Annotated in this window: 22 protein-coding genes and 2 tRNA genes; 15 read left to right on the top strand and 9 right to left on the bottom strand. The window is 38.5% G+C overall.

From position 1 onward, the window contains the following. The first annotated feature begins 1 nt into the window (after position 1). The gene (locus tag TVG_RS05835; protein ID WP_010917345.1) at positions 2-256 is read left to right on the top strand and encodes a PRC-barrel domain-containing protein; all 255 of its coding nucleotides are present in this window, start codon (positions 2-4) and stop codon (positions 254-256) included. Here TVG_RS05835 and TVG_RS05830 read toward each other — a convergent pair whose 3' ends face one another. Next, positions 257-1,903, bottom strand: coding sequence for a glutamate--tRNA ligase (locus tag TVG_RS05830; RefSeq protein ID WP_010917344.1), 1,647 nt, complete (start codon positions 1,901-1,903; stop codon positions 257-259). Continuing rightward, entirely contained in the window at positions 1,884-2,861 is a 978-nt protein-coding gene (locus tag TVG_RS05825; RefSeq protein WP_010917343.1) for an NOG1 family protein, read from the bottom strand. Before TVG_RS05825 ends, TVG_RS05830 begins: the two co-directional genes overlap by 20 nt. A 245-nt stretch (positions 2,862-3,106) precedes the next feature. Here TVG_RS05825 and TVG_RS08570 point away from each other — a divergent pair, with 245 nt between their 5' ends. Further along, positions 3,107-3,313, top strand: a complete 207-nt coding sequence (locus TVG_RS08570; RefSeq protein ID WP_010917342.1) for a Gar1/Naf1 family protein — start codon at positions 3,107-3,109, stop codon at positions 3,311-3,313. Positions 3,314-3,322: 9 nt separating this feature from the next. Further along, positions 3,323-4,261: a transcription initiation factor IIB gene (locus TVG_RS05815; RefSeq protein WP_010917341.1), complete on the top strand. Its 939-nt coding sequence runs from the start codon at positions 3,323-3,325 to the stop codon at positions 4,259-4,261. Here TVG_RS05815 and TVG_RS05810 read toward each other — a convergent pair. The 5 genes from TVG_RS05810 to TVG_RS05790 all read right to left on the bottom strand — a co-directional run bounded on the left by TVG_RS05810 (position 4,244) and on the right by TVG_RS05790 (position 7,323). Next, on the bottom strand, positions 4,244-4,456 hold the full coding sequence (locus tag TVG_RS05810; protein ID WP_048054020.1) for a hypothetical protein: 213 nt from the start codon (positions 4,454-4,456) through the stop codon (positions 4,244-4,246). The genes TVG_RS05815 and TVG_RS05810 overlap by 18 nt on opposite strands. A gap of 39 nt (positions 4,457-4,495) precedes the next feature. Then, positions 4,496-4,580 (bottom strand) — tRNA-Leu (locus tag TVG_RS05805). A 66-nt stretch (positions 4,581-4,646) separates the two neighbouring features. Next, the gene (locus tag TVG_RS05800) at positions 4,647-5,285 is read right to left on the bottom strand and encodes an HAD-IB family phosphatase (protein WP_010917340.1); all 639 of its coding nucleotides are present in this window, start codon (positions 5,283-5,285) and stop codon (positions 4,647-4,649) included. After that, on the bottom strand, positions 5,285-6,673 hold the full coding sequence (proS, locus tag TVG_RS05795) for a proline--tRNA ligase (RefSeq protein ID WP_010917339.1): 1,389 nt from the start codon (positions 6,671-6,673) through the stop codon (positions 5,285-5,287). The genes TVG_RS05800 and proS overlap by 1 nt, the downstream gene beginning before the upstream one ends. 65 nt (positions 6,674-6,738) lie before the next feature. Beyond that, positions 6,739-7,323: a hypothetical protein gene (locus TVG_RS05790; protein WP_010917338.1), complete on the bottom strand. Its 585-nt coding sequence runs from the start codon at positions 7,321-7,323 to the stop codon at positions 6,739-6,741. An 85-nt stretch (positions 7,324-7,408) separates the two neighbouring features. On the opposite strand from TVG_RS05790, the gene TVG_RS05785 reads away from it, so the two are divergent. Continuing rightward, the gene (locus TVG_RS05785) at positions 7,409-8,602 is read left to right on the top strand and encodes a M20 family metallo-hydrolase (protein WP_048054019.1); all 1,194 of its coding nucleotides are present in this window, start codon (positions 7,409-7,411) and stop codon (positions 8,600-8,602) included. Positions 8,603-8,625: 23 nt separating this feature from the next. On the opposite strand, the gene TVG_RS05780 is transcribed toward TVG_RS05785, so the two are convergent. Further along, positions 8,626-9,780: an MFS transporter gene (locus tag TVG_RS05780; protein ID WP_010917336.1), complete on the bottom strand. Its 1,155-nt coding sequence runs from the start codon at positions 9,778-9,780 to the stop codon at positions 8,626-8,628. Positions 9,781-10,070: 290 nt separating this feature from the next. On the opposite strand from TVG_RS05780, the gene TVG_RS05775 reads away from it, so the two are divergent. Genes TVG_RS05775 through TVG_RS05770 form a run of 3 tightly spaced genes read left to right on the top strand, consistent with a single transcriptional unit; the run spans position 10,071 to position 11,085 of the window. Continuing rightward, positions 10,071-10,679: an exosome complex RNA-binding protein Csl4 gene (locus TVG_RS05775; protein WP_010917335.1), complete on the top strand. Its 609-nt coding sequence runs from the start codon at positions 10,071-10,073 to the stop codon at positions 10,677-10,679. A 16-nt stretch (positions 10,680-10,695) separates the two neighbouring features. After that, positions 10,696-10,857 (top strand): hypothetical protein, encoded by a 162-nt coding sequence (locus TVG_RS08670; protein WP_010917334.1) that lies wholly within the window; start codon positions 10,696-10,698, stop codon positions 10,855-10,857. A gap of 12 nt (positions 10,858-10,869) precedes the next feature. After that, positions 10,870-11,085 carry an LSM domain-containing protein gene (locus TVG_RS05770; protein ID WP_010917333.1) on the top strand — a complete coding sequence of 72 codons (216 nt, stop codon included), beginning with the start codon at positions 10,870-10,872 and terminating at the stop codon, positions 11,083-11,085. A 261-nt stretch (positions 11,086-11,346) separates the two neighbouring features. Here the strand turns inward: TVG_RS05770 and TVG_RS05765 are convergent, their stop codons facing one another. After that, positions 11,347-12,351 (bottom strand): class I SAM-dependent methyltransferase, encoded by a 1,005-nt coding sequence (locus tag TVG_RS05765; RefSeq protein ID WP_010917332.1) that lies wholly within the window; start codon positions 12,349-12,351, stop codon positions 11,347-11,349. A 262-nt stretch (positions 12,352-12,613) separates the two neighbouring features. Here TVG_RS05765 and TVG_RS08665 point away from each other — a divergent pair, with 262 nt between their 5' ends. The 8 genes from TVG_RS08665 to TVG_RS05730 all read left to right on the top strand — a co-directional run bounded on the left by TVG_RS08665 (position 12,614) and on the right by TVG_RS05730 (position 20,974). Continuing rightward, the gene (locus TVG_RS08665; protein ID WP_010917331.1) at positions 12,614-12,775 is read left to right on the top strand and encodes a hypothetical protein; all 162 of its coding nucleotides are present in this window, start codon (positions 12,614-12,616) and stop codon (positions 12,773-12,775) included. 4 nt (positions 12,776-12,779) lie between these two features. Continuing rightward, positions 12,780-12,861, top strand: a tRNA-Ser gene (locus TVG_RS05760). A gap of 257 nt (positions 12,862-13,118) precedes the next feature. Then, entirely contained in the window at positions 13,119-13,625 is a 507-nt protein-coding gene (locus tag TVG_RS05755) for an ArsR family transcriptional regulator (RefSeq protein ID WP_010917330.1), read from the top strand. Continuing rightward, a complete protein-coding gene (locus TVG_RS05750) occupies positions 13,622-14,638 on the top strand; it encodes a tRNA (cytidine(56)-2'-O)-methyltransferase (RefSeq protein ID WP_010917329.1) in 1,017 nt (338 codons plus the stop codon). The genes TVG_RS05755 and TVG_RS05750 overlap by 4 nt, the downstream gene beginning before the upstream one ends. Positions 14,639-14,676: 38 nt before the next feature. Further along, positions 14,677-15,375: a tRNA pseudouridine(38-40) synthase TruA gene (locus TVG_RS05745; RefSeq protein WP_162009545.1), complete on the top strand. Its 699-nt coding sequence runs from the start codon at positions 14,677-14,679 to the stop codon at positions 15,373-15,375. Between the two features lie 511 nt (positions 15,376-15,886). Continuing rightward, the gene (locus TVG_RS05740) at positions 15,887-17,419 is read left to right on the top strand and encodes a DUF5591 domain-containing protein (RefSeq protein ID WP_010917327.1); all 1,533 of its coding nucleotides are present in this window, start codon (positions 15,887-15,889) and stop codon (positions 17,417-17,419) included. Between the two features lie 238 nt (positions 17,420-17,657). Then, a complete protein-coding gene (locus TVG_RS05735) occupies positions 17,658-20,393 on the top strand; it encodes a carboxypeptidase-like regulatory domain-containing protein (RefSeq protein WP_162009544.1) in 2,736 nt (911 codons plus the stop codon). After that, positions 20,393-20,974 carry a hypothetical protein gene (locus tag TVG_RS05730; RefSeq protein WP_010917325.1) on the top strand — a complete coding sequence of 194 codons (582 nt, stop codon included), beginning with the start codon at positions 20,393-20,395 and terminating at the stop codon, positions 20,972-20,974. The genes TVG_RS05735 and TVG_RS05730 overlap by 1 nt, the downstream gene beginning before the upstream one ends. Position 20,975: the final 1 nt, after the last annotated feature.

The raw sequence follows: 20,975 nt of genomic DNA, 5'->3' as shown, positions 1-20,975 counted from the left end.
TATGAGTTCATTTGAAGCTTATACCATAGAGAACCTGCGGGGAAAGTATGTTTATACGAATAAAGGCATATTCGTTGGTCAGGTATCAGACGTGATCCTTGACTTTGATAATAACGTTGTTCACGGTCTTTTTATCGCCAAAACAAATGAAAAATTGGTAAAGGACGGTGATCCAATATCTATACCTTATAATTACGTAAGATCAATAGGGGATATAATAATATTAAAGTCTTTTCCAGATCTGATGCATATTTGATCAGTCATGGGTGAAGTAGGCTTTTTCATCAGAATCGTAGAAGTTAACGTATCCATAGCGTTCTAGTTGCGATATGCCTCTATAGCCCTTAGAAGCAGGTTCTATGAGTCCTTTGTCAATAGACCCATCAGGTTTTAGGACTTGGAACTCCCTTGAGTTTGGTGGACACCAGTTTATTATCTTTGTCTTTTCTTTCATCTCAGTGCCATCGAACAGAAACCTATCCCCTTTCCTTACAACGTAGCATAAGTCCTTTAGCCTGAATCTTTCTCCGTCTGCGATCTTATCTGCGTCTCCTTTTGATATATAAACTGTATCGCCAATTTCGTATTTCCTTACACCATACTCTGGATGGCTTGGGTGATATGGTAGCCTTGCAGTAAGACCATTAGAACCTTCCATTTTTATTTCTACTGGGTCCTTTGTAAAGGAAAAACGGTACGCCTTAGGATCGACGAATTCCCTATTCAAAGAATTAAAGATCTCCCATGAAAATACTGCATCAATTTCCCGTAGACCAGAGTTAATCCAGTACCTTCTAAAGGTCTCAGGCTGATAGCCCCTGCGAGCCATTGCACGCACAGTTCCAAGTCGGACGTCAGACCACCCATCATATTGTCCGGCCTGAATTCCTTTTTTCATTAAGGAGGTTTTAAGTCTGGTTCCTGGGAACCTTATCATGCCATAATGGTAATAATATGGCTTATTCCAGCCATTGTATTCGAAGACATACCTCTGCTTTTCAGTGTTCGTCAACTGATCCTTGCCCCTGAGTACATGCGTAAGGCCAAGGTAATGATCATCAACTGCCACGCTGAAACTCATCATTGGGAAAACTCTATACTTATCTCCTGTCCTAGGATGCTTTGCATCAATTATCCTGAAAGCGATCCAGTCTCTAACAGATGGGTTAGGATGATTCAAATCTGTTTTCATAACGGCGACTGCAGCTCCAGCCTTTATTTCCCCATCAAGCATCTTCTCGAAGAGATACAGGTTAGTTTCAGGAGGGTTATCTCTGTCTTTACATGGAATAGAGGCCAGTTTTTTCCTTTTAAATTCTTCCCTATCGCATGTACAAATGTACAAGTGCCCATTTTCTATAAGTTTCTTTGCTACAGAATAGTATAGATCGAATCTTTCACTCTGTATTACTGTTTTCGTTACGTTTACCCCTAGCCACTCTAGATCCTCTGGAATCATAGCATAAGCTTCTGGATCAATATTTGTTGGATTTGTGTCTTCTATACGAAGTATAAGGTCCCCACCATATCTTTTGACATATTCGTCGTTAAGAATAGCCATCCTGGTATGGCCTATGTGGAGAGGCCCTGATGGAGACGGTGCAAGCCTCATAACCACATGTCCGTTGACGCCCTGGAGATCTGGCAGCCTGTGTTCTTCAGGTTTCTTGTCCTTTTTTAATGCCTCAGGGAACTGTTTTTCAACTATGTTAACTATATCATCCTTGCTCATTGAATTTACACTGTCTACTGCGGCTTTAGCAAGTTCTGAAACAAGTTTAGGGTTTTTTCGTAAATCTGCTATTTCTGCCATTACTTTACCGATAACAGATTTAAGTTCCGCCTTACCATTGTGCTGATATGCATTTAAGAGTGCAATTTTCTTAATTTCTTCCTCGTACATCTATGACACCTCCATCGAATATTATTTTCCTCAATGGTTCCAGACCACTTTCAATGTTTACGGAAATCGCAATATTTTCAACCTTTTCTGTACTTATATCCAGCTTAGTCTGTACCCTAATGATATTCGGATTAATATTGTTCTTTATCTGTTCGTACAGATGTTCTTGTTGTTCTCTTGTGTATAGGGATTCTGTACTATAATCGAACAGGAATATGATCTTACCTTCTATAAAACGAATGGCAAGAATGGCATTTTTTTCAATTTCATTCATTTCTGAAAAATCTCTATCAAGTATACCTGGAGTATCAATAAACTGAATCCTTTCGGAACCAGATTCGTTATAGCCTATAATTACGTTCTTTGTTGTAAAAGGGTAGGATGCGATCTTTGGCTTTGCTGTAGTCAACGATGCGAGGAGCGAGCTTTTCCCAACATTAGGCATTCCCGCTATAATGTAGGTCTTGAGATCGGTTCTAACTTCTGGCAGTTTCCTTATGTAGTCACGGCATCTTCCAAGAAATAGTAGCGTTTCGTTTAAATCCTCGATTAAAGAGGCAAACCTGCCATAGTAGGCACGCATTATTTGATTAGCGTTTCCTACGTCTTTAACCGGCCTTAACTTTCTAATATATTCTGTGCTAATTCTCTTTATATTTGCAGAAGTGGCATCTACCTTCGATAGCGCAATTTTATACTGATCGACGTCAAACATAAGGTCTATAAGACTTCTGTAGAATGGATGCATTCTCTCTATTGATGGAAATCTTTTAACCAATTTATCGAGATGGGAACAAGAAATACTTTCTATAGCGGATATCCGATCCTGCACCTCTTTTTTTATTCTTTCTACTTTATCTGGAAAATAAGGTTCTTCGATCTTGCTTGCCCTTGAAAATGATTTATCAATTATTTCCTGGCTTCTCAGCACAGTAGGTATTTTAAACTGCATTGTCATTAACCACCAATAGCAGTCTGAATAAGACTTTTTCCATCGCTTAAAGGTCGACGATGCATTATTATTTCCGCTAACTACAGCATCAAGAGGACTAAGGAAATACTATTAGGAAAAATTTAAGAATATCTAATCCGATATCGTAAAATCGACGGACAAAATCTGATATGAATACTTTAATATGAAAATAAGATATCTTAAAAAAATTTCGTAATATTTAAATATTTATTTGTATTACATCATTTAGAATGCACTCCTGTAAAGTAGTAAGCGTAAAAGGTAGAGAAATGGTAGTTAAATTAGACGGGCTGATGAATATTCATACGAAAGTTTATGACTCGAAAGGCCAGAAGATAGGCTATCTTATTAAGGTAATGGGCCCAGTTGATGAGTCGTACGGTCTAGTCAGCCTTGATAAGCCTGATTTGCAGGAGGACGAAATATACATTAATTGAGGTGGCAATATGGTTGAGAATCAAAAGAAAAAGAAGATAGAAGAGATTGAAAGATGCCCAGAATGTGGTTCAACAAATCTGATAAGAGATTACGAGCACGGGGAACTTGTATGCGGCGAATGTGGTGCAGTTATTGAGGATTCTTACATCGATCAGGGTCCGGAATGGAGGGCCTTCGATTCAGAGCAGAATGAGAGCAGGGCTAGGGCCGGTTCTCCAATGACCTTTACGATACACGATAAAGGACTTTCTACAGATATTTCGTGGAAAAACAAAGATTCATATGGGAGATCTATACCAACAAGGAACAGGGCACAGCTCTATAGATTAAGGAAGTGGCAGAAGAGGATAAAGGTTTCCAACGCTGCTGAGAGGAATTTATCCCAAGCTTTGCAGGAATTAGAGAGGATGGCTTTTAATCTGAGTATACCGAATGATGTTAGGGAAACTGCAGCTGTAATTTACAGAAAGGCCGTCAAACAAAATATGATACGCGGAAGGAGTATAGAAGGTGTGGTCGCTGGTGCTTTGTATGCAGCTTGCAGAATAACAAATGTGCCAAGGACCCTAGGTGAGATCGCCTCAGTTACTAGAGTCAAAAAGAAGGAAATAGGCAGAACTTACAGAATAATGAGCAGATACCTGAAGCTTAACATAATGCCGTCTAAGGCCGAGGACTATATCAGCAGGTTCTGTTCAAAGCTAAAGCTATCTATGGATACACGCAATAAGGCGCTAGAGATATTGAGGGATGCTGAAAATGTCGGATTAACATCGGGCAAAGGCCCTACTGGTGTTGCTGCTGCTGCAATATACATAGCTTCATTGATAACGGGTGAAAGGAGAACACAGAGAGCTGTTGCTGAGGTTGCTGGAGTAACCGAGGTTACAATAAGAAATCGGTACAAGGAACTCACCGAAAAACTTAAGCTAAACGTCGAACAGTGAAGATATTTTTATATATATTTCATAAGAAGTTACAATATCTATAAGCACGTTGAAAAGAGTAGAAGGTTTTTCTTCTACGGTAATGCTTATTTTGTGATCTATACAATCCATGGATATGGATCCATAGTTGTCGGGAGTTAACACTTCCATAAATTTTTTGCAATTTGGAACATCTAAGTTTAGTACAGCTTTCATTGCATTAACACTTATCCTAATTTATTAAATCCTATTGGATGCAGAGGGCCGGATTCGAACCGGCGAATCCCTACGGAAGCAGATCTTGAGTCTGCCGCCTTTGACCTGACTCGGCAACCTCTGCACTCTTGACTGTCATTGAAATATGGTTCTTTAATTTTCCTCAACTTTAAGTTCTTGATTGATTTAACTATTCTAGAATTCTTAATAAATCCTCTAGATCCCCTGAAGGAATAGGGATTAAATTATCCCTTGCTTTTTTTGAGATTATAAACCTGTATTTTGAATACCTGTGGATTCGATCGTTTTCCATTTCGTCTCCAACGGAAGCAGTCTGATCTTTACCTATGCCGAGTTCTTCTTGTATTTTCCTGACAACCAAATCCTTTTCTTCGGGTATAACTCTTACTTTCCCCTCTGGAACAATATACCCGTATTCGTCAGTGAAGATCTCGTTTGAAAAGTTGTAATCGATCTTGGATCTCTCCGAGATAATATCGAAGAGCCATGATATACCGCCTGAAATTACAGCCGTCCTTATGCCATTTTTCCTAAGCACATTTATTAGCTCATCCGCACCATGCCGGATCGGAACTTCCCTGAGGAATTCAACTACCTTCTCTTTCTTTAAGTTAGGATATTTGTGAAGCCAGGCTTTGATGTCACTCTGAAAAAAGCAATAATAGTTTATGTATCTGTTTCGATATAACCTGGTAACTGAATGGTTGTTAATCCCAAGCCTTCTATGAACATAGTCCCAGCTGCTTGGTTCCAGGGTAAGCGTACCGTCCATGTCTAAAATAAATAGAGATATTTCATCGATTATCATCAGTACGACCTAGAAAATATAGCTAATTTTCCCGCTTTACCGCAAACGATACATTTTCCTGTTTCATCGTTGTTTAAATTGAAGCCGAGGGCAGATTTTTCAGTTTCGTTTTCTATCTTATCGGAACATTCCTTTGATCCACACCAGAAGGCCTTAATAAGACCCTCCTTTTTGAAGTCATCCAGTGAACTTGCGCTTACAACTAGCGAATTAAACGTTTTCTTAGCGTCTTCCGTAATTTTTTCCTTTACCAAGTCAAGCATGTCCGGTACTTCATATACTAATTTTTCCCGTTGAACTGTTTTCTTTCCTCTTATATTTCTTGCAGCTAATGTAACTGTTTTTTCCTTCAGCTCTCTTTCTCCAACCTCAATCCTCAAAGGCACTCCCCGCATCTCCCAGTCATTGTATTTATAGCCAGGAGTGTAGTTATCTCTATTATCGACGTGGCATCGAATCCCGATACCGTTCAATGTAGTTTCGATGTCCTTCGCATACCTCTCTACACCTTCTCCTGGTATGGGAACTATAACAACTTGTATTGGGGCTATTGCAGGGGGCAGTATTAATCCCTTATCATCACCATGTATTCCTATTATTGCCGCAAGAAGTCTTTCGCTCATGCCAAACGTTGTCTGATGTACGTATTCGAAGGTACCGTCTTCTTTCAGATACTTTATGTCATAATTTTTGGAAAAATTAGTTCCGTATTGGTGAATTGTACCGATCTGCAAAGATCTACCAGACGGCATGACTGTATCGAAGGCTATAGTGTACATAGCTCCAGGAAACTTGTCCCACTCTGGTCTTTGATCATACAAAAACGGTAAGCAAAGGGCATCTGCTATTTCCGTCCATATGATCCTGTATTCATCCATTTGTTTTTCAGCATCTTCATAACTCTCGTGAGCGGTATGGGCCTCGAAAAAGTGGATTTCTCTTATTCTGATGAATGATCTGGTATGTTTTGTCTCATACCTGTACACGCTTACTATCTGGTAAATCTTCAATGGTAAATCGGCATGGGATCTTACCCAGAGTGAAAACATTGGATACATAGCAGATTCGCTAGTGGGGCGTAAAGCCAGCTCTTCCTCGAGCTTTTCCTTGCCTCCCTTAGTTACCCAATAAATTTCATTTTCAAATCCTCTTATATGCTCAAACTCCACCTCGAGCATGCCCCTACTTATCAAAACTGGAAAATTGACCTCATCAAAAGAATGTTTATCCACGGCATTTCTTATTATGTTGTCTATAAGCTTCATTATTTTCCATCCGTATGGACGCCACACGTTCATACCCTTAATCGGATACCTCTTGTCGCTGAGGTCGCTAATGGTCACTATCTCATTGTACCATTCGCTAAAGTTTTCCTTTTTGTTTTCCATTTTCAGTTGGATTTAATATCAATATATAATTCCTTCGAGAACGCTTTACTTGGCATTCTTGATCTCTAAATCTCCTGCCCATCTCTTTTTAATGAATCTGATCGAACTTTCATTATAGCTAGGATTACGGCTATAATTGCAAGTACGTTATAGATATAGAATACGGCTAGCCCTAGCTCAGGTCTAATGTGGTGAAAATTAAACGAAAAGAGCTCTGCACACTTGTAAGATAAGGCAATTAGACCTGATAATGAAATTAGGATTATTGAGGCGCTTCCCTTGTAATAGAAGATGGCAAAAAAACGGCTAAGAACAAGCGCAATTAGGCCGATGAATCCGTACAACAATAAGGGCAACTTTTCAGGATCAGGAAAGAAAGATATTATAATTGATTTTAAGGTTAGGAGCATGAAGTAGACTAAAATCAATATAGCCGATGCACGCAAGCCCTTTGATTTTAGCAGAAAACTAGAGGATAGCAGCAGCGCGAATAGGAGTGCGTAAAGTAGATAATCTAAATAGTCCAGCAAGAACGATATGTGATAATAGAATCGGAAGGTGGCGAGAAGACGAGAGGCCATTAGCTCTATAATCCAGAATCCCAATACGTAGAGGGATGCCTGGTAGATAAAGAGCCTCTCCTGATCCATCGTGTCAGAATGATATCCCAAGATAAAAATTAGATGCATTAATTTTTTCAAAGAAAAATTTAATGGTTCACTGCGATACTATTTTATGGATCTATATCAAATGGAAGATAGGGATTTTATAATAGAGGTAGCCAGGAGAATAATAAGGATACCTTCCATATCGCCAGCTTCTGGTGGCGAGGGCGAATCTAAAAGGGCAGACGAAATAGGTAGAATACTTTCAGAACTTGGCTACACAGATTTTAAGAGGTATGATACGAAGGACGACACAGGTACTGTTAGATCAAATATAGTCTTGAAGATCGGAAACAACTCAAAAACACTGTGGCTTATAGCCCACATCGATACTGTGCCAGTTGGTGATCCCTCGCTGTGGACAAAGCCACCCTTCGAATTGACGGTTGAAGGAGACAAGATGTATGGCAGAGGTACTGAAGATGATGGTCAGGCCGTATTTACTGCACTGTTGATCTTGAGGGATCTGAAGAAAATCCGGATGAATTATAACTTCGGTATTGCTTTTGTGGCAGATGAGGAAGTTGGGAGCAAGTACGGCATACAATATCTATTGACAAAAGACGTATTTGGAAAAGACGATCTTATAATCGTGCCTGATGCCGGGAGTGAGGATGGTCTTAATATCGAGATATCCGAAAAAAGTATACTTTGGCTGAAGTTTAGGGTTATAGGAAAGCAGTACCACGCTAGCATGCCTCCAAATGCCATAAATTCATTTAGGGAATCTGCCAAGTTTATTCTAAAATTGGACAAAACGCTGCACGCTAAATACTCTGCCATAGATAAACTTTACAACGTTCCTTACTCAACATTTGAGCCGACTAAGCACGAAAAGAACGTCGATAACATCAACACCATACCAGGAACCGACGTTTTTTACTACGACTGCCGCGTTCTACCCCAATATTCATTGGACGATGTCATATCTACAGTAGAAGCCGAGATCTCAGATTTCCAGAAGGAAAGCAATGCTAAGATTGAGTATAGCGTAATGCAAAAAGAACAGTCTCCACCCAAAACTCCAGAAGATTCGGAGGTCGTAAAGAAATTAGTGTCATCGATAAGAAAACTTCGAAAGAAAGAACCTAATGTGTTAGGCATTGGCGGCGGAACGTGTGCAGCTTTTTTCAGGCAACTGGGCCTTCCAGCCGTTGTTTGGTATACTACAATTGAAGAAAATGCACATAAACCAGATGAGTTCTGCTTGATATCGCATATACTTATGGACAGGGATGTTATAGAGGATATGCTATCGTCCTAGAACTTAGTTTACGAATCATAACATTATTTATTATTCGAAATATTTATTTTGAGATAAAGTATGAATAATGAGGGAATGAGGGATATTATCCCCATAACATACCACGCATAGTAAATGGAACTTGAATCGATGGTGTAAGTATAAACGTAAGGAACGGCTGCGCTTATAATCATCTGTACAAAATTAACTATTGAAAGTGAAAACGATACTGCTTTTTTACTTACTAAACTTGTAACAGTGTACAAATACGAGAAGCCGTAGATTGATAGAACGCTGAACAAAGCTACGCTGGCTAGTATTTCTGCAAAATTATACTCGTAAGGTATCATGAAAAAGATGGAAGCCAGAATGATAAAAAATCCTGTAACAGCGTATTTGCTTTGGTATTTTCTTATCATCATCCCTGATATAAAACCGCCCGGCAATCCGAAAAAAAGGAAGAAAGAACCTATTGCTGACGCTGTCACAACAGGAACATATCTAAACCTTTCAAGGTAATAAACAAAGAGCTGGCCCATTATAGTTTCAGAAATTGCGCTTCCTATTGTAAGGACTGGAAGTATCCATACTACTGGGTTTTTAGCAACTACTGCCAGGTCTTTAAGGGGTCCTCTGGCCCTGTGCTCTTCTCCATGCAGTGCAATAACCATGGCAATATCTGATGCATAAAGGAGAAGGCCTCCTATTATTAGAGATAATCTCCATCCAATAATTGTGTCAAAATAACCGAATGCAAATATCCCTGCTCCAGCACCAAAACTGAACGCACCATTATATATGCTGACATATGAACCGTATTTCTCTGGTGGTACTATATCGGAAATTATTCCAAGTGCAGGAGAAAAGAACAATGCAGAACCAACACCAGCCATAAATCTTGAAATGGCCAGCTCAAGGAAGTTGCTTGAAAGCCCAGACGTGATACCAAAAGTGCCGAGTATTGTGAGTCCTATAAATGATACCTTCAAATTACCTATCCTATGGGCTAGAGATCCACCCACCAGCTGGAACAAAGCTAGGCCGATGTAGAATGAAGTGGTCACAAGTCCAATTCTTATGAGACCAAGATCAAGTGCTGTATTTATATATTTTAAAGCTGGAGCAATATCAAACCAATTTAGTGCATAGAACGCCCTCGATGATATTATGGTATAGGACTTTAAGCGATAACCGACCAACTGTACATTACCTCTTCACCACAAAAGAATGGGGATCGGGAATTTAGGCCTGGCCTATGCATTTCAATTCCTTTCGAGGCTATTCTCGCGCTAAAACGGATCGGAAGCACAAATATCATCTTGATGGTGCATATTATGTGCTGATATATTAATTCCGATCCCTGTGGCGGTAAATAGACTAAATCCCTCAGTTATTCTACGCGTTGTTTTAGAGGTGAAAAAGGTTAAATATGTACAATTATATGTGGATATAGCCAGTACCTGGCTAAAACTAATACAAAGGAATCAGCATGCAAGACGACAAAAAAGTAGCTTTTCCGGGGGATATGATTGCAACAACAGAGGAATACCTGCCAGGAAAAAATACGGAAGAAAAAAACGGCGAAATCATAGCCGTAAAATTTGGCCAGATAATTAGGGATGATATAAATCTGTTGATATCTGTAGATACACAAAAAAAGGAGTTCACCTTGAAAAAAGGAGATATAGTATATGGGCAGGTTGTAAAGGGTGAACAACACAGATATATAGTGAGGATAGTTGGTGCTTTCCAGAAAGGTCTGGGACTAAGGGAAATTGATGAAGAGATGCAGCTTTCCCTAGGCATTGCCAGAAGACCGCAGAGCGACTTTATTGCAATAGGGGATCTGATAAGGGGTTATGTCATTCGAACCGGAGATTTCCCGGAGATATCTATTAACGGCAATCACTATGGTGTAATTAGCGCGGTCTGCTTAAGATGCAGACAGCCGTTAGTAAAGAGAGGTATAACGCTATACTGCGAAAACTGTCAAAGAACCGAAATAAGGAAGATGGCGGATGACTACGGAAACGTCGACATATTCAATTACGAAAACAGGATACAGAATCAGGTTAAGGCCAATGGAAAGAGAAGATAAAAGAAGGTGTTAGAGGATGAAGTACAATAATGAAGAAAAGATAAAGGAAGTCGAGGCTCTCAACCGTGAAGTAAAATCTATGAGAAAAGAGCTTGATGATGTAAAGGAAGTCTTAAGAGGCCTTATTCAAGTTATAATGAGTCGTGATGATAACTTTGATGATGATGAATACAATTGAGGTGTGGTAAAAATGATAATGCCAATGAAATTACTGGAAGAGAGTGTGAATAAAAGAGTATCGCTGCTACTAAAGGACAATAGGGTTTTGGAGGGAACACTGACAGGATATGACGATTATATGAACATGGTTCTCGATGACGTAGACGAGAACAGCGAAAACGTTTCCAGAAAGCTTGGAACTGTGGTAATCAGGGGCAGCAACGTAGTAAGGATAGTTCCAAAATAAGATACTTTAAGGTTAAGCTTCGGACGTGTTAACTTAAATTTCGCTTGTAAACCTCGTTCAATTCATGAGAGGTTTTGAATTATGGTTTGGGCTAGATGTATTAAAACTTCAAATAATTCGATAATAGTCAGGATAATTACTTTACCAAACTATTAGAAAGACTCTATTTTGTTCAGCCGTATATGTATAATTGTTATTTATATGTATTTTTATATAAAATTAATTGTCTATTTTGAATAAATTAGATACATTTTTTAGGTCTTATTCCTGCACTTTCAAAATTTCAAGTGTTGTTGCGACATGAAACATTTTCGGTGAATAAGACTTGACAATGTGCCACTCTTGTATTGATGTGAAGTATCCAAGGGAAATACAATAGTTTTCCAGATCATAAATAAATTTAGATAGCCTTTCCTGTGAAACTAGGTGGTGTAGTATTATTTTGGTTCCTGCCTTCGATCTTATCAGCGCCGCTGGCAAATACTCTATAGATTTAAAATTTCCCATTATAATAAGATCGTAAGCTTTAATTGGGCATGCAATTCTAGCATCTCCACAAATAGGCTTTACACTTTTAGAAATTCCATTTGCGCTGAGGTTTTTCTTGAGAAATTTTATGGCTTCTGGATTTATATCGCATGCATCAGTGTGTTCTGCGTGGCCATATTTAACAGCTGGAAGGGTAAAATATCCTATGCCAGCAAACATATCTAGGACAGTCATGCCATCTAGTTTCATCTCCCTTATTCTAGTTCTCTCGTTAGTATTGCCTGCCGAGAACATTATCTTCTCAGGATCGAAGAAGTAAGTCAGGCCATCTTCTACATGTCTAATTTCTCCTCTCAATCCATAAAGATGCCTCACTACTGGTATTCTCTCAACCCCTCTTACTGATTCGTACAGATAAGCACGCCTAACACCCATAAATCTTTCGAATGCTTCGAAGGTAGTTTGATCAATTAATTCCTTAACGAAAATCGCGTCCCCTAGCTTTATCCACTTATCAGGAAGCGATCTTTCATCACCACCATTTCTTTTTATAAAACTTGCCATAGTTTGTTTTATATTTTCGTAATGGCGTTCATCGAAATCGGAGTATACTATGCGGCACTGTTGTAGATTTGTGCCATCCTTGACTGGTATGAATATTTCATTTTCAATTTTTTTTATCTTTAAGTCTTTTCTAATTAAATCCTCGATCATCAGCCTTCTTATGATCTCATTGGCCATTGGCGCTTCTATCACGCATGCAAGCGATGTTGGCACTTATTATCACTTCAGCGATCCAAGATGTTTTCCTATAAATTAAAATTTAACGAGAGTTGTCTGACATACTCTCCTCGCTGAAGGTCGGATCTTTCTTGCTATATTCCTTTGTAAGAAATTATTGTTTTATTGCCTTAAAAGTATAGACATTTCATGGAATTTATCACATTTAAATTTATCTGCAAGCCAAGGAAAGAAACTTAAAATAACAACTCACATGCGTAAAAGTATAATATACCTGTAACATTAACACAGCGAGAGTATGACGGATGAATTGGCTCAGGTCGAAGTTTCTAAGGATGGAGATACATATTATGCAAAGATAATACTTCCAAATGGAGAAATATACACGTTTGAAAACGAAGACTTTGAAGAGATGCTAGAGCAGATAGCCAATGACCTCCAGGAAAGATTCAGCCAATGAGTGAGCGGGGATGGCCCAGTGGTAAGGCGGCAGCCTGCTAAGCTGTTTCTCGTATGAGAGCGTGGGTTCGAATCCCACTCCCCGCGCTGAACGATAGTACTTTGATATAAGTGATATTGAGAATTTCGTTAGTGATCTAAATAATTTGGCATATGTAATTTAATGAAGTTGTGAGTTATTTTCACAAGCCATTCTTATGAATTATTTAATTTAACTTAGGAAATTAATTATGGGCATCTGCAGAATTTGGATCTTTTTCAAGAGTTTATAGGGTTTAGAATGTTTCGAGAACAAAATAAAAGTTAAAAAAGGTTAAATCTTTTTTTAACATATCCCAAATATTATGGTAAGTAGGATAAAAGTTGTAAATGATCCAGGCGAGCTGGTCTCAATTTTTCATGCAGCCGATAGCGATATTAAAAGAAAGTTATTGCTAGACCTCTCCACTGGCTGGATCACCCTTCCTACGATAGAGCAAAAGTATGGTAAGGAAGGCAGGCGGGCATTGTTGTACCTCGATAAGATAAAAATGATAGAAACTCAATGGATTACTGGGTCAAATGGTCCAGAAAAGGCGTATCACACCTATTATACTAACGTTCAAATCAATCTTATGGGTACACTTAGTGAACTTGCAGACATAATATATGCAGCAACGCTATCTGATGATCAGCTCCAGGAATACGAAGATAAGATAAAGGCATTAATGAAGGATGACGGAAGCGTATTTCTTGGAGACGTATCTGATGCACTGAACATCTCTCAAACACTTATAAGAGGCATAGTGAAGCGCTCAAGTATACTTGAGATAAAGGGTTATAAAATTGAACTAGCTTCCGGTGCTGAATGATCGCCGTATTGAGAATAAATCATCGTCCTTTTAGAGATAAACGTATAACCACGCACGTAGCTTTAACTGCCAGGGCCTTCGGTGCTTCTTCGATATTGGTAGATGAAAAAGATGAAACGCTCGAACAAACGATAAACAAGGTAGTCGAGAACTTTGGAGGGAATTTTTTTATAAAGAGCGGAGTTGACTGGAAAAGGGAATTCAGAAATTTTAAAGGAATCCGAGTACACCTCACCATGTATGGGAGGCCGCTGGAAGACGTTGTTAAAGAAATAAGGGAAAGCAAGAAGGATGTTATGATACTTGTGGGTTCGGAAAAGGTTCCATTTGAAGCCTATGAAATTGCAGATTATAACGTTTCAGTTACAAATCAACCAATAAGTGAAGTCTCGGCACTAGCCATATTCCTCGATCGCTTTTATGATGGAGAGGAATTGAATTGGAGGTTCACCGGCAAGATAAACGTTTATCCAAGTGAGAGGGGAAAGAAAGTAAAGATAATACCTGATGAACAAGGATGCCTAGATCTTCTTTATAAATACGGTGCTAGTGATTACTTGATAAACCACGTGAAGTCTGTAAAAGAACTGGCAGTAGCAATAGCTAAAAAAACAAACGCTGATATAAATCTAGTCACTGCCGGAGCTTTGCTCCATGACATAGGGCGGACGCAAGTCCAGGGAATAACACATGCCGTAGTAGGGGCGGATATCCTAAGGAGGGAGGGAATAGATGACAGAGTAGTATCAATAGTGGAGAAGCACATCGGTGCTGGCATTCAGAGTGAAGAGGCGGTTAAGCTTGGACTCCCCCCGGATAATTACGTTCCTGAGACCATAGAGGAGATGATAGTCGCACATGCCGACAATCTCTTTGCTGGAGACAAAAGGTTGAAACTTCAGCAAGTCGTGGATAACTACAGAAAGAAAGGATTAGAAGATGCTGCAGAGAGGATAGCAAAGCTTCATAAGTTCTTGTCAACGGTAATAGGCCAGGACATGGACGAGATATGACGCACGCTTATTTTTTTAAATTCGGGTATATTGGTTATATGTTCACTGGTTACCAGCGTGGTAATGGAGTCAAAAGTGTAGAGGATACAATAATCAAAGCCCTGAATCTAAATTCGCCTTCCCTCATCAAGACTGCTGCCAGGACTGACAGAGGGGTATCTGCGCTGTCTAACGTGTTTTATATAGAGACAGAAAGGCGACCTCAAGATATAGCTGGAATAATTAATTCGAAAAACGAATACGTCTTCGTGCACAGTTTCGCTGAGGTTGAGCATGGCAGGAACCCAAGGTACTGCGATACTAAAACCTATATGTATATGCTTCCTGGAGAAACAGAGTGTGATTCCTTAATGGTAACAGCCAGTGGCTTTTTAGGATTCCATGATTTTTCAAAATTCTCAAAGAAGGACACAAGGAATCCTTGGCGCAGTATAGATGAAGTGAAATGCCATAGGGAATCATTCGGTGTGGTCCTTGAATTTTCAGCTAAAAGTTTCCTGTGGAACCAAGTGAGGCGTATGTTAGCCTTTATACTCGAATTTAGAGGAAATAAAATAGATCCATTCTCTGTATCCAACATATATAGCCACATAGCACCCCCCGAAAACCTGATACTCAAGGACATAGTTTACAAGGATCTATCGTTTAAGCCTTTGAATAATGGATTAAAGAGGCAACGGCTTATGATGGAAAAGTCTCTTATTTCCTACATAGTTCTTAAAAATGTCCTGGGTTGAAAATGGTGATACTCCACTAGCATAAGTTTTGTCGGTTCTTGCCTCTTCTCTTCACGACATAATCTTAACGATCAGAAAGGCTATTTAGGAACACGTTATGTATTGTAGGAGTCGTAATCGTTCATAACATTACTCTTTAGCTGTTGATGATACTCCGTAAGATTCTCCGTCTACGAACAATAATTTTTCCGGCATTGAACAATCGCGAAATGCAATTTCGAACTGGAAGATTTCATCGTTATTGTCAACACATCATAGAAAGAAGGCTCAAAAGATTGACTTCCATAATCCATAAATTAAGGCAGCAAAAACAATATTTCAATATATTTCTAAGCCCCACATAGATTATCGCAATGAAGGCAAAGAGATATAACAAATGGACCTCCCCCTTAAGTCATATCTCTTAGGGGGCAAAGTTCTATTTTTTAAGATCATTGTCAATTGGAATCCAAAATTTACAATTAGCAAAATAAAAGGAAGGTTAAATAATATTATAATAATATGGTTTAAAATGATAGAGGATACAGGAATATTCGGCTACTCCAGAGCTGGCAGTATTAATGGTATAGAGTATCCATACGTTATCAACGTAAAGACAGACTTCGTGGAAAATGATGGAAAATTAAATTTTATGGGGGAAGAAATTGATAGAATGCTCATATACCCATCCCAAATAAAACAGGAGATAGTAGAAACTGAATCTTTTGTTATTATTCCAAATGGCGCAGAATTGATCAGGAGGCCAAAGAATCTAGTCAGCATCATAATGAATGTCCACGAAAAATATGGCTTTTCAAAGCTCATATATCTATCTGGCCTCCCTGACCCATATTCAATACCGGCACTTGTATATCTTGGGGTGTCGTTCTTTGACGATGCGTATTTTCGAATAGAAGGCATAAATGGTTTGCAGTTCACTCAGTATGGGATAAGGCGCACAAATGAAGATCAAACTGAGAACAATATGAATTTTGTCAGATCTATGCTCAACGTAATTAAGGACAGTATTATGAATGGTACTTTGAGAGACATCGTGGAGAAAAACTTGGTATCAAGTAAAGCAGCTGAAATGATAAGGATTGCAGATTATTCTTACTATGAAGAGTACGAAAAGATATTCCCGTCAAGGACTCCTTATATAAAAGCAAACACAATCGAGGATCTTTATAGACCGGACATAGTGCGATATAGGGAATACGTAGCCAATCTCTATGAGAAACCAGACCTTGATGTTGCTGTCATACTCCCATGTTCTGCTAAGAAACCATACTCAAAATCAAAGAGTCACCAAAAAGTAATAAATTCTTTATCCGACTTGCGTAAATACATACATGAGATCATCGTAACCTCACCCCTTGGCGTGGTGCCAAGGGATTTAGAAGAAACTTATCCAGCAATGTTCTACGACATTCCAGTTATCGGTCTCTGGTATGAAGATGAGAAAGTTATGATGAAAAGGATGTTGAGATCCTATATGTCGAGGAATAAGTATCGTAAAGTGATAGCTTTCGTGCCGGATGACTTGGAGTTTATAACGGATTCAATACCCTATGATACTGAGTTCATTGAATTTAAATCATCTAACCTCTCAAAGCTAAGGCAAACAGTTGAAAAAGAGAAATTTGCATCCAAATCAATAGATCAGAAGAAGGCTAAGTATGAATCCGTACTAAAGTATCAGTTTGGGTCTTGGATCCTTCCATTGATAAATGGATACAGCTTAAGAAGGAACTATAATCAGGATATGATAGTAAAGGATGGGAAAATACTCTTCGTCTATAACGAACGGCTTGGTAAATTCACCATAAACAAAGCATCTGCCGAGATGTTCGTTAAAAATGGGCGATTCCTGGTTGAGATAGATGATTTCAAGCCCACGTCAAATGTCTATGCTATGGGTGTAAGAGATGCTACTGATGATATTAGGCAGGAGGACGAAGTAGTCCTTGTACACTCTGGTGAGATAAGGGGTGTTGGGATAGCAAAGATGAATGCTAGGGCAATGATGGAACTTAAAAAGGGTATTGCCGTTAAGGTTAGGTAAGGTTACGATTTCTGTTAACAATGTTAACAGCCACCTTTGGAAGTTATCATCTGTCTTCTTGTTCTTACCACTATTTTAGAAGATTCTATCTTTTCCCCTTTGCTGAATACTATCTATTTTTCAAGATTTTGTCTGACGCATGGAAATTATTACTAAATTGACAAAAATGAACTAATATAAAATCAGAAATCAATTATTCGTGTAAAAATTTAAATATAGCTTATGAGTTAATATGACATTGTCACCAAGGTACGTTGCGTTAATTATTGTAGGTGTAGTGATATTTTCGTCTCTATTCTCGATCGCAAATATTGGTTATCCTACAGGCAATCCTGTCCACGTAAAAATTAAGAAAGAACAGCAAAACATAACGCTTTTTGCTAATCAAACTTTAAATAAATACAGCGTCGGGATAAGCAATACCTATTTCGTTCCGTCTGGAAATGCGACGATAAAAGTAAACGGATACGCTTACAATGCAACTTCATCAAAGCCTCTGGAAAATTTCCCTATCGTTGTCGCAGCTTATGGGTTAGCTACACAAACGAATACAAATATGAAAGGGGAATTTCACTTCACCGTACTTAAAACCGGAAATGCCAAACTCGCGTTTTTTGTACCAGGATATAACGTAGAATACCATAACTTCGATTTTTTGTCATCCGGTTCTCTAAACATTTCTGTTGCTTTCCAACCATCTAGCAAATACGTAATTAGTGGTTTTACTTTATATGGGAATACATCTATCCCCCATGTTGGTCTAACGTTTTATTCGATGAACTCTGTTTATACATTTTCGAATTCAGATGGATACTACTCAGCTCTTCTTTATAACGGGACTTATACTGTGGCAGTTGAAAAACCAGGGTTTTCCAGTATTGCGTCCCCTCAACAAGTAACTGTTTCCGGGGAAAATATGGCCGTGAACATATCACTTACCTCATCCGGCCAGAGGGCTTTTAACGTTTCTGGGTTTGTAGTTAATCAAATAGGCATTCCAGTGCCCTACGCTACAGTATCATTTTCTGGATTCGATGTTACTTCCAATTCGACTGGCCACTATTCAATAGCTGTCAGCGCCGGTTACGATATCCTTATAGCCACAGCCCCAGGATATGGTGCTGGATCCAGAGACGTCTACGTTAAGAGCAATATGAGCAATGTTAACATAACTTTGCCCCCTGAGAGTCCACTTGTAGGCGGTAAGGCAACAAGCCAAAATTATCAGTTAAATTCCAGCAACTTAAACTATTCTTCTAACGGAAACTATACAATTGAGGGCTATGCCTATTTTAATTCAAGTGGTCTCAAGTTTCCCCTATCAAACAAAGAGATAGAATTTGTTATGAAATCAGAGGGTGATGAGTTTTATGTCGTTAACACAACAAACGATGAAGGTCATTATGCCGTTTCAGTAAAATATCCCGGATTATATGTTTTTTACATACTTACATCAGGATATTATCCACTAAACCTTAGCATATATGTAAAGCAGAGTCAAACGCACAAAAACTTGTTATTCAGCCCTGTTTCGAGCAGATACCTGAACATAAGCGTAAGTGATTACTACGGTCCTGCATCATTCAATATTACTGTTGCAGAAGGGCATTATTATGAAAAAAATATGAGCGCAAATAACTACGAAAACCTAACACTCCCAGAAGGCACTTATAATATAACAATTAGCAAGGTAGGATACTATTCTCAGCAATTTAATGTGAGTTTAACTTCAAATGAAACTTTCTCTGTCAATCTTAAACCAGTTAATTCGTTAGGAAACGACATTAATGAAAATGTGCCTGTGGAAGTTCCGTTAACATCGTACCCTCAGGTATCATCTTCGACTTTGTCTGCCCAAAAACAGGTGAAAGTTGGGATATTGTTCAAATCTAAAAATTCCGGGCCGCTTAGAGATCTGGAATACGAGATGTTTATGAATTTTTCAGGAAAAAATTACAGAATGCTTGGATATACCAATAGTTCTGGTACTGCGCTTATAAATTTTGGTTATACTGGATATTACAACCTGTACTTCCTATTTCTTGATTATTATGCGAACTTAAGCCTTAACATTACCGGAAATACGAACACAAGTGTTAATGCCTCTCAAAGAGTAGTATATAATTACGGACTTACTCTTTATAACTATTCTAATTATTTTAAATTAAGCAACGAAACTATTTCAAATAGAACATTGTCGGTAAACAATGATTCATTCCAGATCGAGCCTACAAAATCATCTGAAAACGCAACAAGTGTATCGTTCGCCTTCAGTTTGCCTGAGTACAATTATACCTTTACGTATCAGAACAAGAGCTTCGTTACTTTCAATATGACCGTGCATTTGCACTCAAATTCATCATCTATGAACGCACTGACGCCCTATCTCATAATAATCAAAAACGAATCAGCCATAGGATGGAGTTTTTCACTTTTACCAGCTCTTCATTCAATGAAAGTAAAAAATACTCTTATTGTCTTAGGTGCCTTCGCTTCTTCGTACACTTTTAGCCCATTCATAAATTATTACGATGAAAATAACACTCCCTTGTACAAGAAAGACTTCGTCCTTAACACTACGAATCCTCAGGAGAACATAACGTTTAATGTAACGAATGAAGTTAAACAAATATCATTGACAGATTACGAATACAAGTCGCATTCTCCTATACCCTATATTGTTGAGGTTTTCTATTGGAATGATACATCTGGTTCTGTACCTGAATACATACACAATATTTCTTTTACCAACATCAAGATAAATGCATCGTATATGTTAACGAACATTACTGCTCCATGGGGATCCTACTTCTATAACTCGTCTAATGGCTATGCTAATTTGCCCATAATCGACTTTGAGAATGGAACATCAATAGAGTTCGAATACGATTTCAATTCCTATGAAGGGGCAGTTCCAATATCCTCGCTTAACATCACCGTTCAGTACTATACCACAGAGATAGAGGTGATATAGTGGCTGAGGAGGAGAAATCAGATACTAAAAAAGATCAGATAAATTTTGATTCAGTACCAAAAAAGAAGAGATCAGTCTTTTCGTTTATAAAGAAGAAGCCTAAAGAAGAGGTCAAGACTGTAATTAAAGTTAAAACTGTTGGTGATGTCCCTGTCATAGTAAAGGCAAGGAAAAAAATAACAGAAGGCGACATAAAATCTGCGATTATTGACAGTTACAACAGTGTGAAGGATGATTATGTCAAATATTTCGGTCTATCCGTGAACTACAAAGGAAACAGAGATTTTATAATTAATGTGCTTTCGAGCCTTGGTATTAAGCTTTCGGAAGAGGCTTACGTTGATGGAAAATTGATAAGGCAGAGATTAGACAGCTTGGATTTGGGAAATTCAGAACCAAGATTAGCATGTTTTGCAAAGCTCTCAGAATTTTATTTGGATTTCTACGAAGTTGCAAAGTATTCAGATAAGGACATTGAGAATACTGAAAAAATACTGGAGGACCTGATGGGAATATACAACTATATGGATGTTGCGAAGTTATACTTCGAGAAGGAGGGGTCTGAGAACGTCAATACTTAAT

The organism is Thermoplasma volcanium GSS1 (genome assembly GCF_000011185.1).
Taxonomy (GTDB): Archaea; Thermoplasmatota; Thermoplasmata; order Thermoplasmatales; family Thermoplasmataceae; genus Thermoplasma; species Thermoplasma volcanium.
The sequence above is the reverse complement of the archived record's forward strand: the minus strand, read 5'-3'. Positions and strand labels throughout refer to the sequence as shown.

Bases quoted from the DNA above. Each gene is read 5' to 3' on its own strand.
- TVG_RS05745 (WP_162009545.1), top strand. From the start codon at position 14,677: ATGTTCACTGGTTACCAGCGTGGTAATGGAGTCAAAAGTGTAGAGGAT.
- TVG_RS05815 (WP_010917341.1), top strand. From the start codon at position 3,323: ATGGTTGAGAATCAAAAGAAAAAGAAGATAGAAGAGATTGAAAGATGC.
- TVG_RS08665 (WP_010917331.1), top strand. From the start codon at position 12,614: ATGACGGATGAATTGGCTCAGGTCGAAGTTTCTAAGGATGGAGATACA.
- TVG_RS05770 (WP_010917333.1), top strand. From the start codon at position 10,870: ATGATAATGCCAATGAAATTACTGGAAGAGAGTGTGAATAAAAGAGTA.
- TVG_RS05785 (WP_048054019.1), top strand. From the start codon at position 7,409: ATGGATCTATATCAAATGGAAGATAGGGATTTTATAATAGAGGTAGCC.
- TVG_RS05825 (WP_010917343.1), bottom strand. From the start codon at position 2,861: ATGACAATGCAGTTTAAAATACCTACTGTGCTGAGAAGCCAGGAAATA.
- TVG_RS05830 (WP_010917344.1), bottom strand. From the start codon at position 1,903: ATGTACGAGGAAGAAATTAAGAAAATTGCACTCTTAAATGCATATCAG.
- TVG_RS08570 (WP_010917342.1), top strand. From the start codon at position 3,107: ATGCACTCCTGTAAAGTAGTAAGCGTAAAAGGTAGAGAAATGGTAGTT.
- TVG_RS05750 (WP_010917329.1), top strand. From the start codon at position 13,622: ATGATCGCCGTATTGAGAATAAATCATCGTCCTTTTAGAGATAAACGT.
- TVG_RS05800 (WP_010917340.1), bottom strand. From the start codon at position 5,285: ATGATAATCGATGAAATATCTCTATTTATTTTAGACATGGACGGTACG.
- TVG_RS05790 (WP_010917338.1), bottom strand. From the start codon at position 7,323: ATGGATCAGGAGAGGCTCTTTATCTACCAGGCATCCCTCTACGTATTG.
- TVG_RS05835 (WP_010917345.1), top strand. From the start codon at position 2: ATGAGTTCATTTGAAGCTTATACCATAGAGAACCTGCGGGGAAAGTAT.
- TVG_RS05775 (WP_010917335.1), top strand. From the start codon at position 10,071: ATGCAAGACGACAAAAAAGTAGCTTTTCCGGGGGATATGATTGCAACA.
- TVG_RS05810 (WP_048054020.1), bottom strand. From the start codon at position 4,456: ATGAAAGCTGTACTAAACTTAGATGTTCCAAATTGCAAAAAATTTATG.
- TVG_RS05755 (WP_010917330.1), top strand. From the start codon at position 13,119: ATGGTAAGTAGGATAAAAGTTGTAAATGATCCAGGCGAGCTGGTCTCA.
- proS (WP_010917339.1), bottom strand. From the start codon at position 6,673: ATGGAAAACAAAAAGGAAAACTTTAGCGAATGGTACAATGAGATAGTG.
- TVG_RS08670 (WP_010917334.1), top strand. From the start codon at position 10,696: ATGAAGTACAATAATGAAGAAAAGATAAAGGAAGTCGAGGCTCTCAAC.
- TVG_RS05740 (WP_010917327.1), top strand. From the start codon at position 15,887: ATGATAGAGGATACAGGAATATTCGGCTACTCCAGAGCTGGCAGTATT.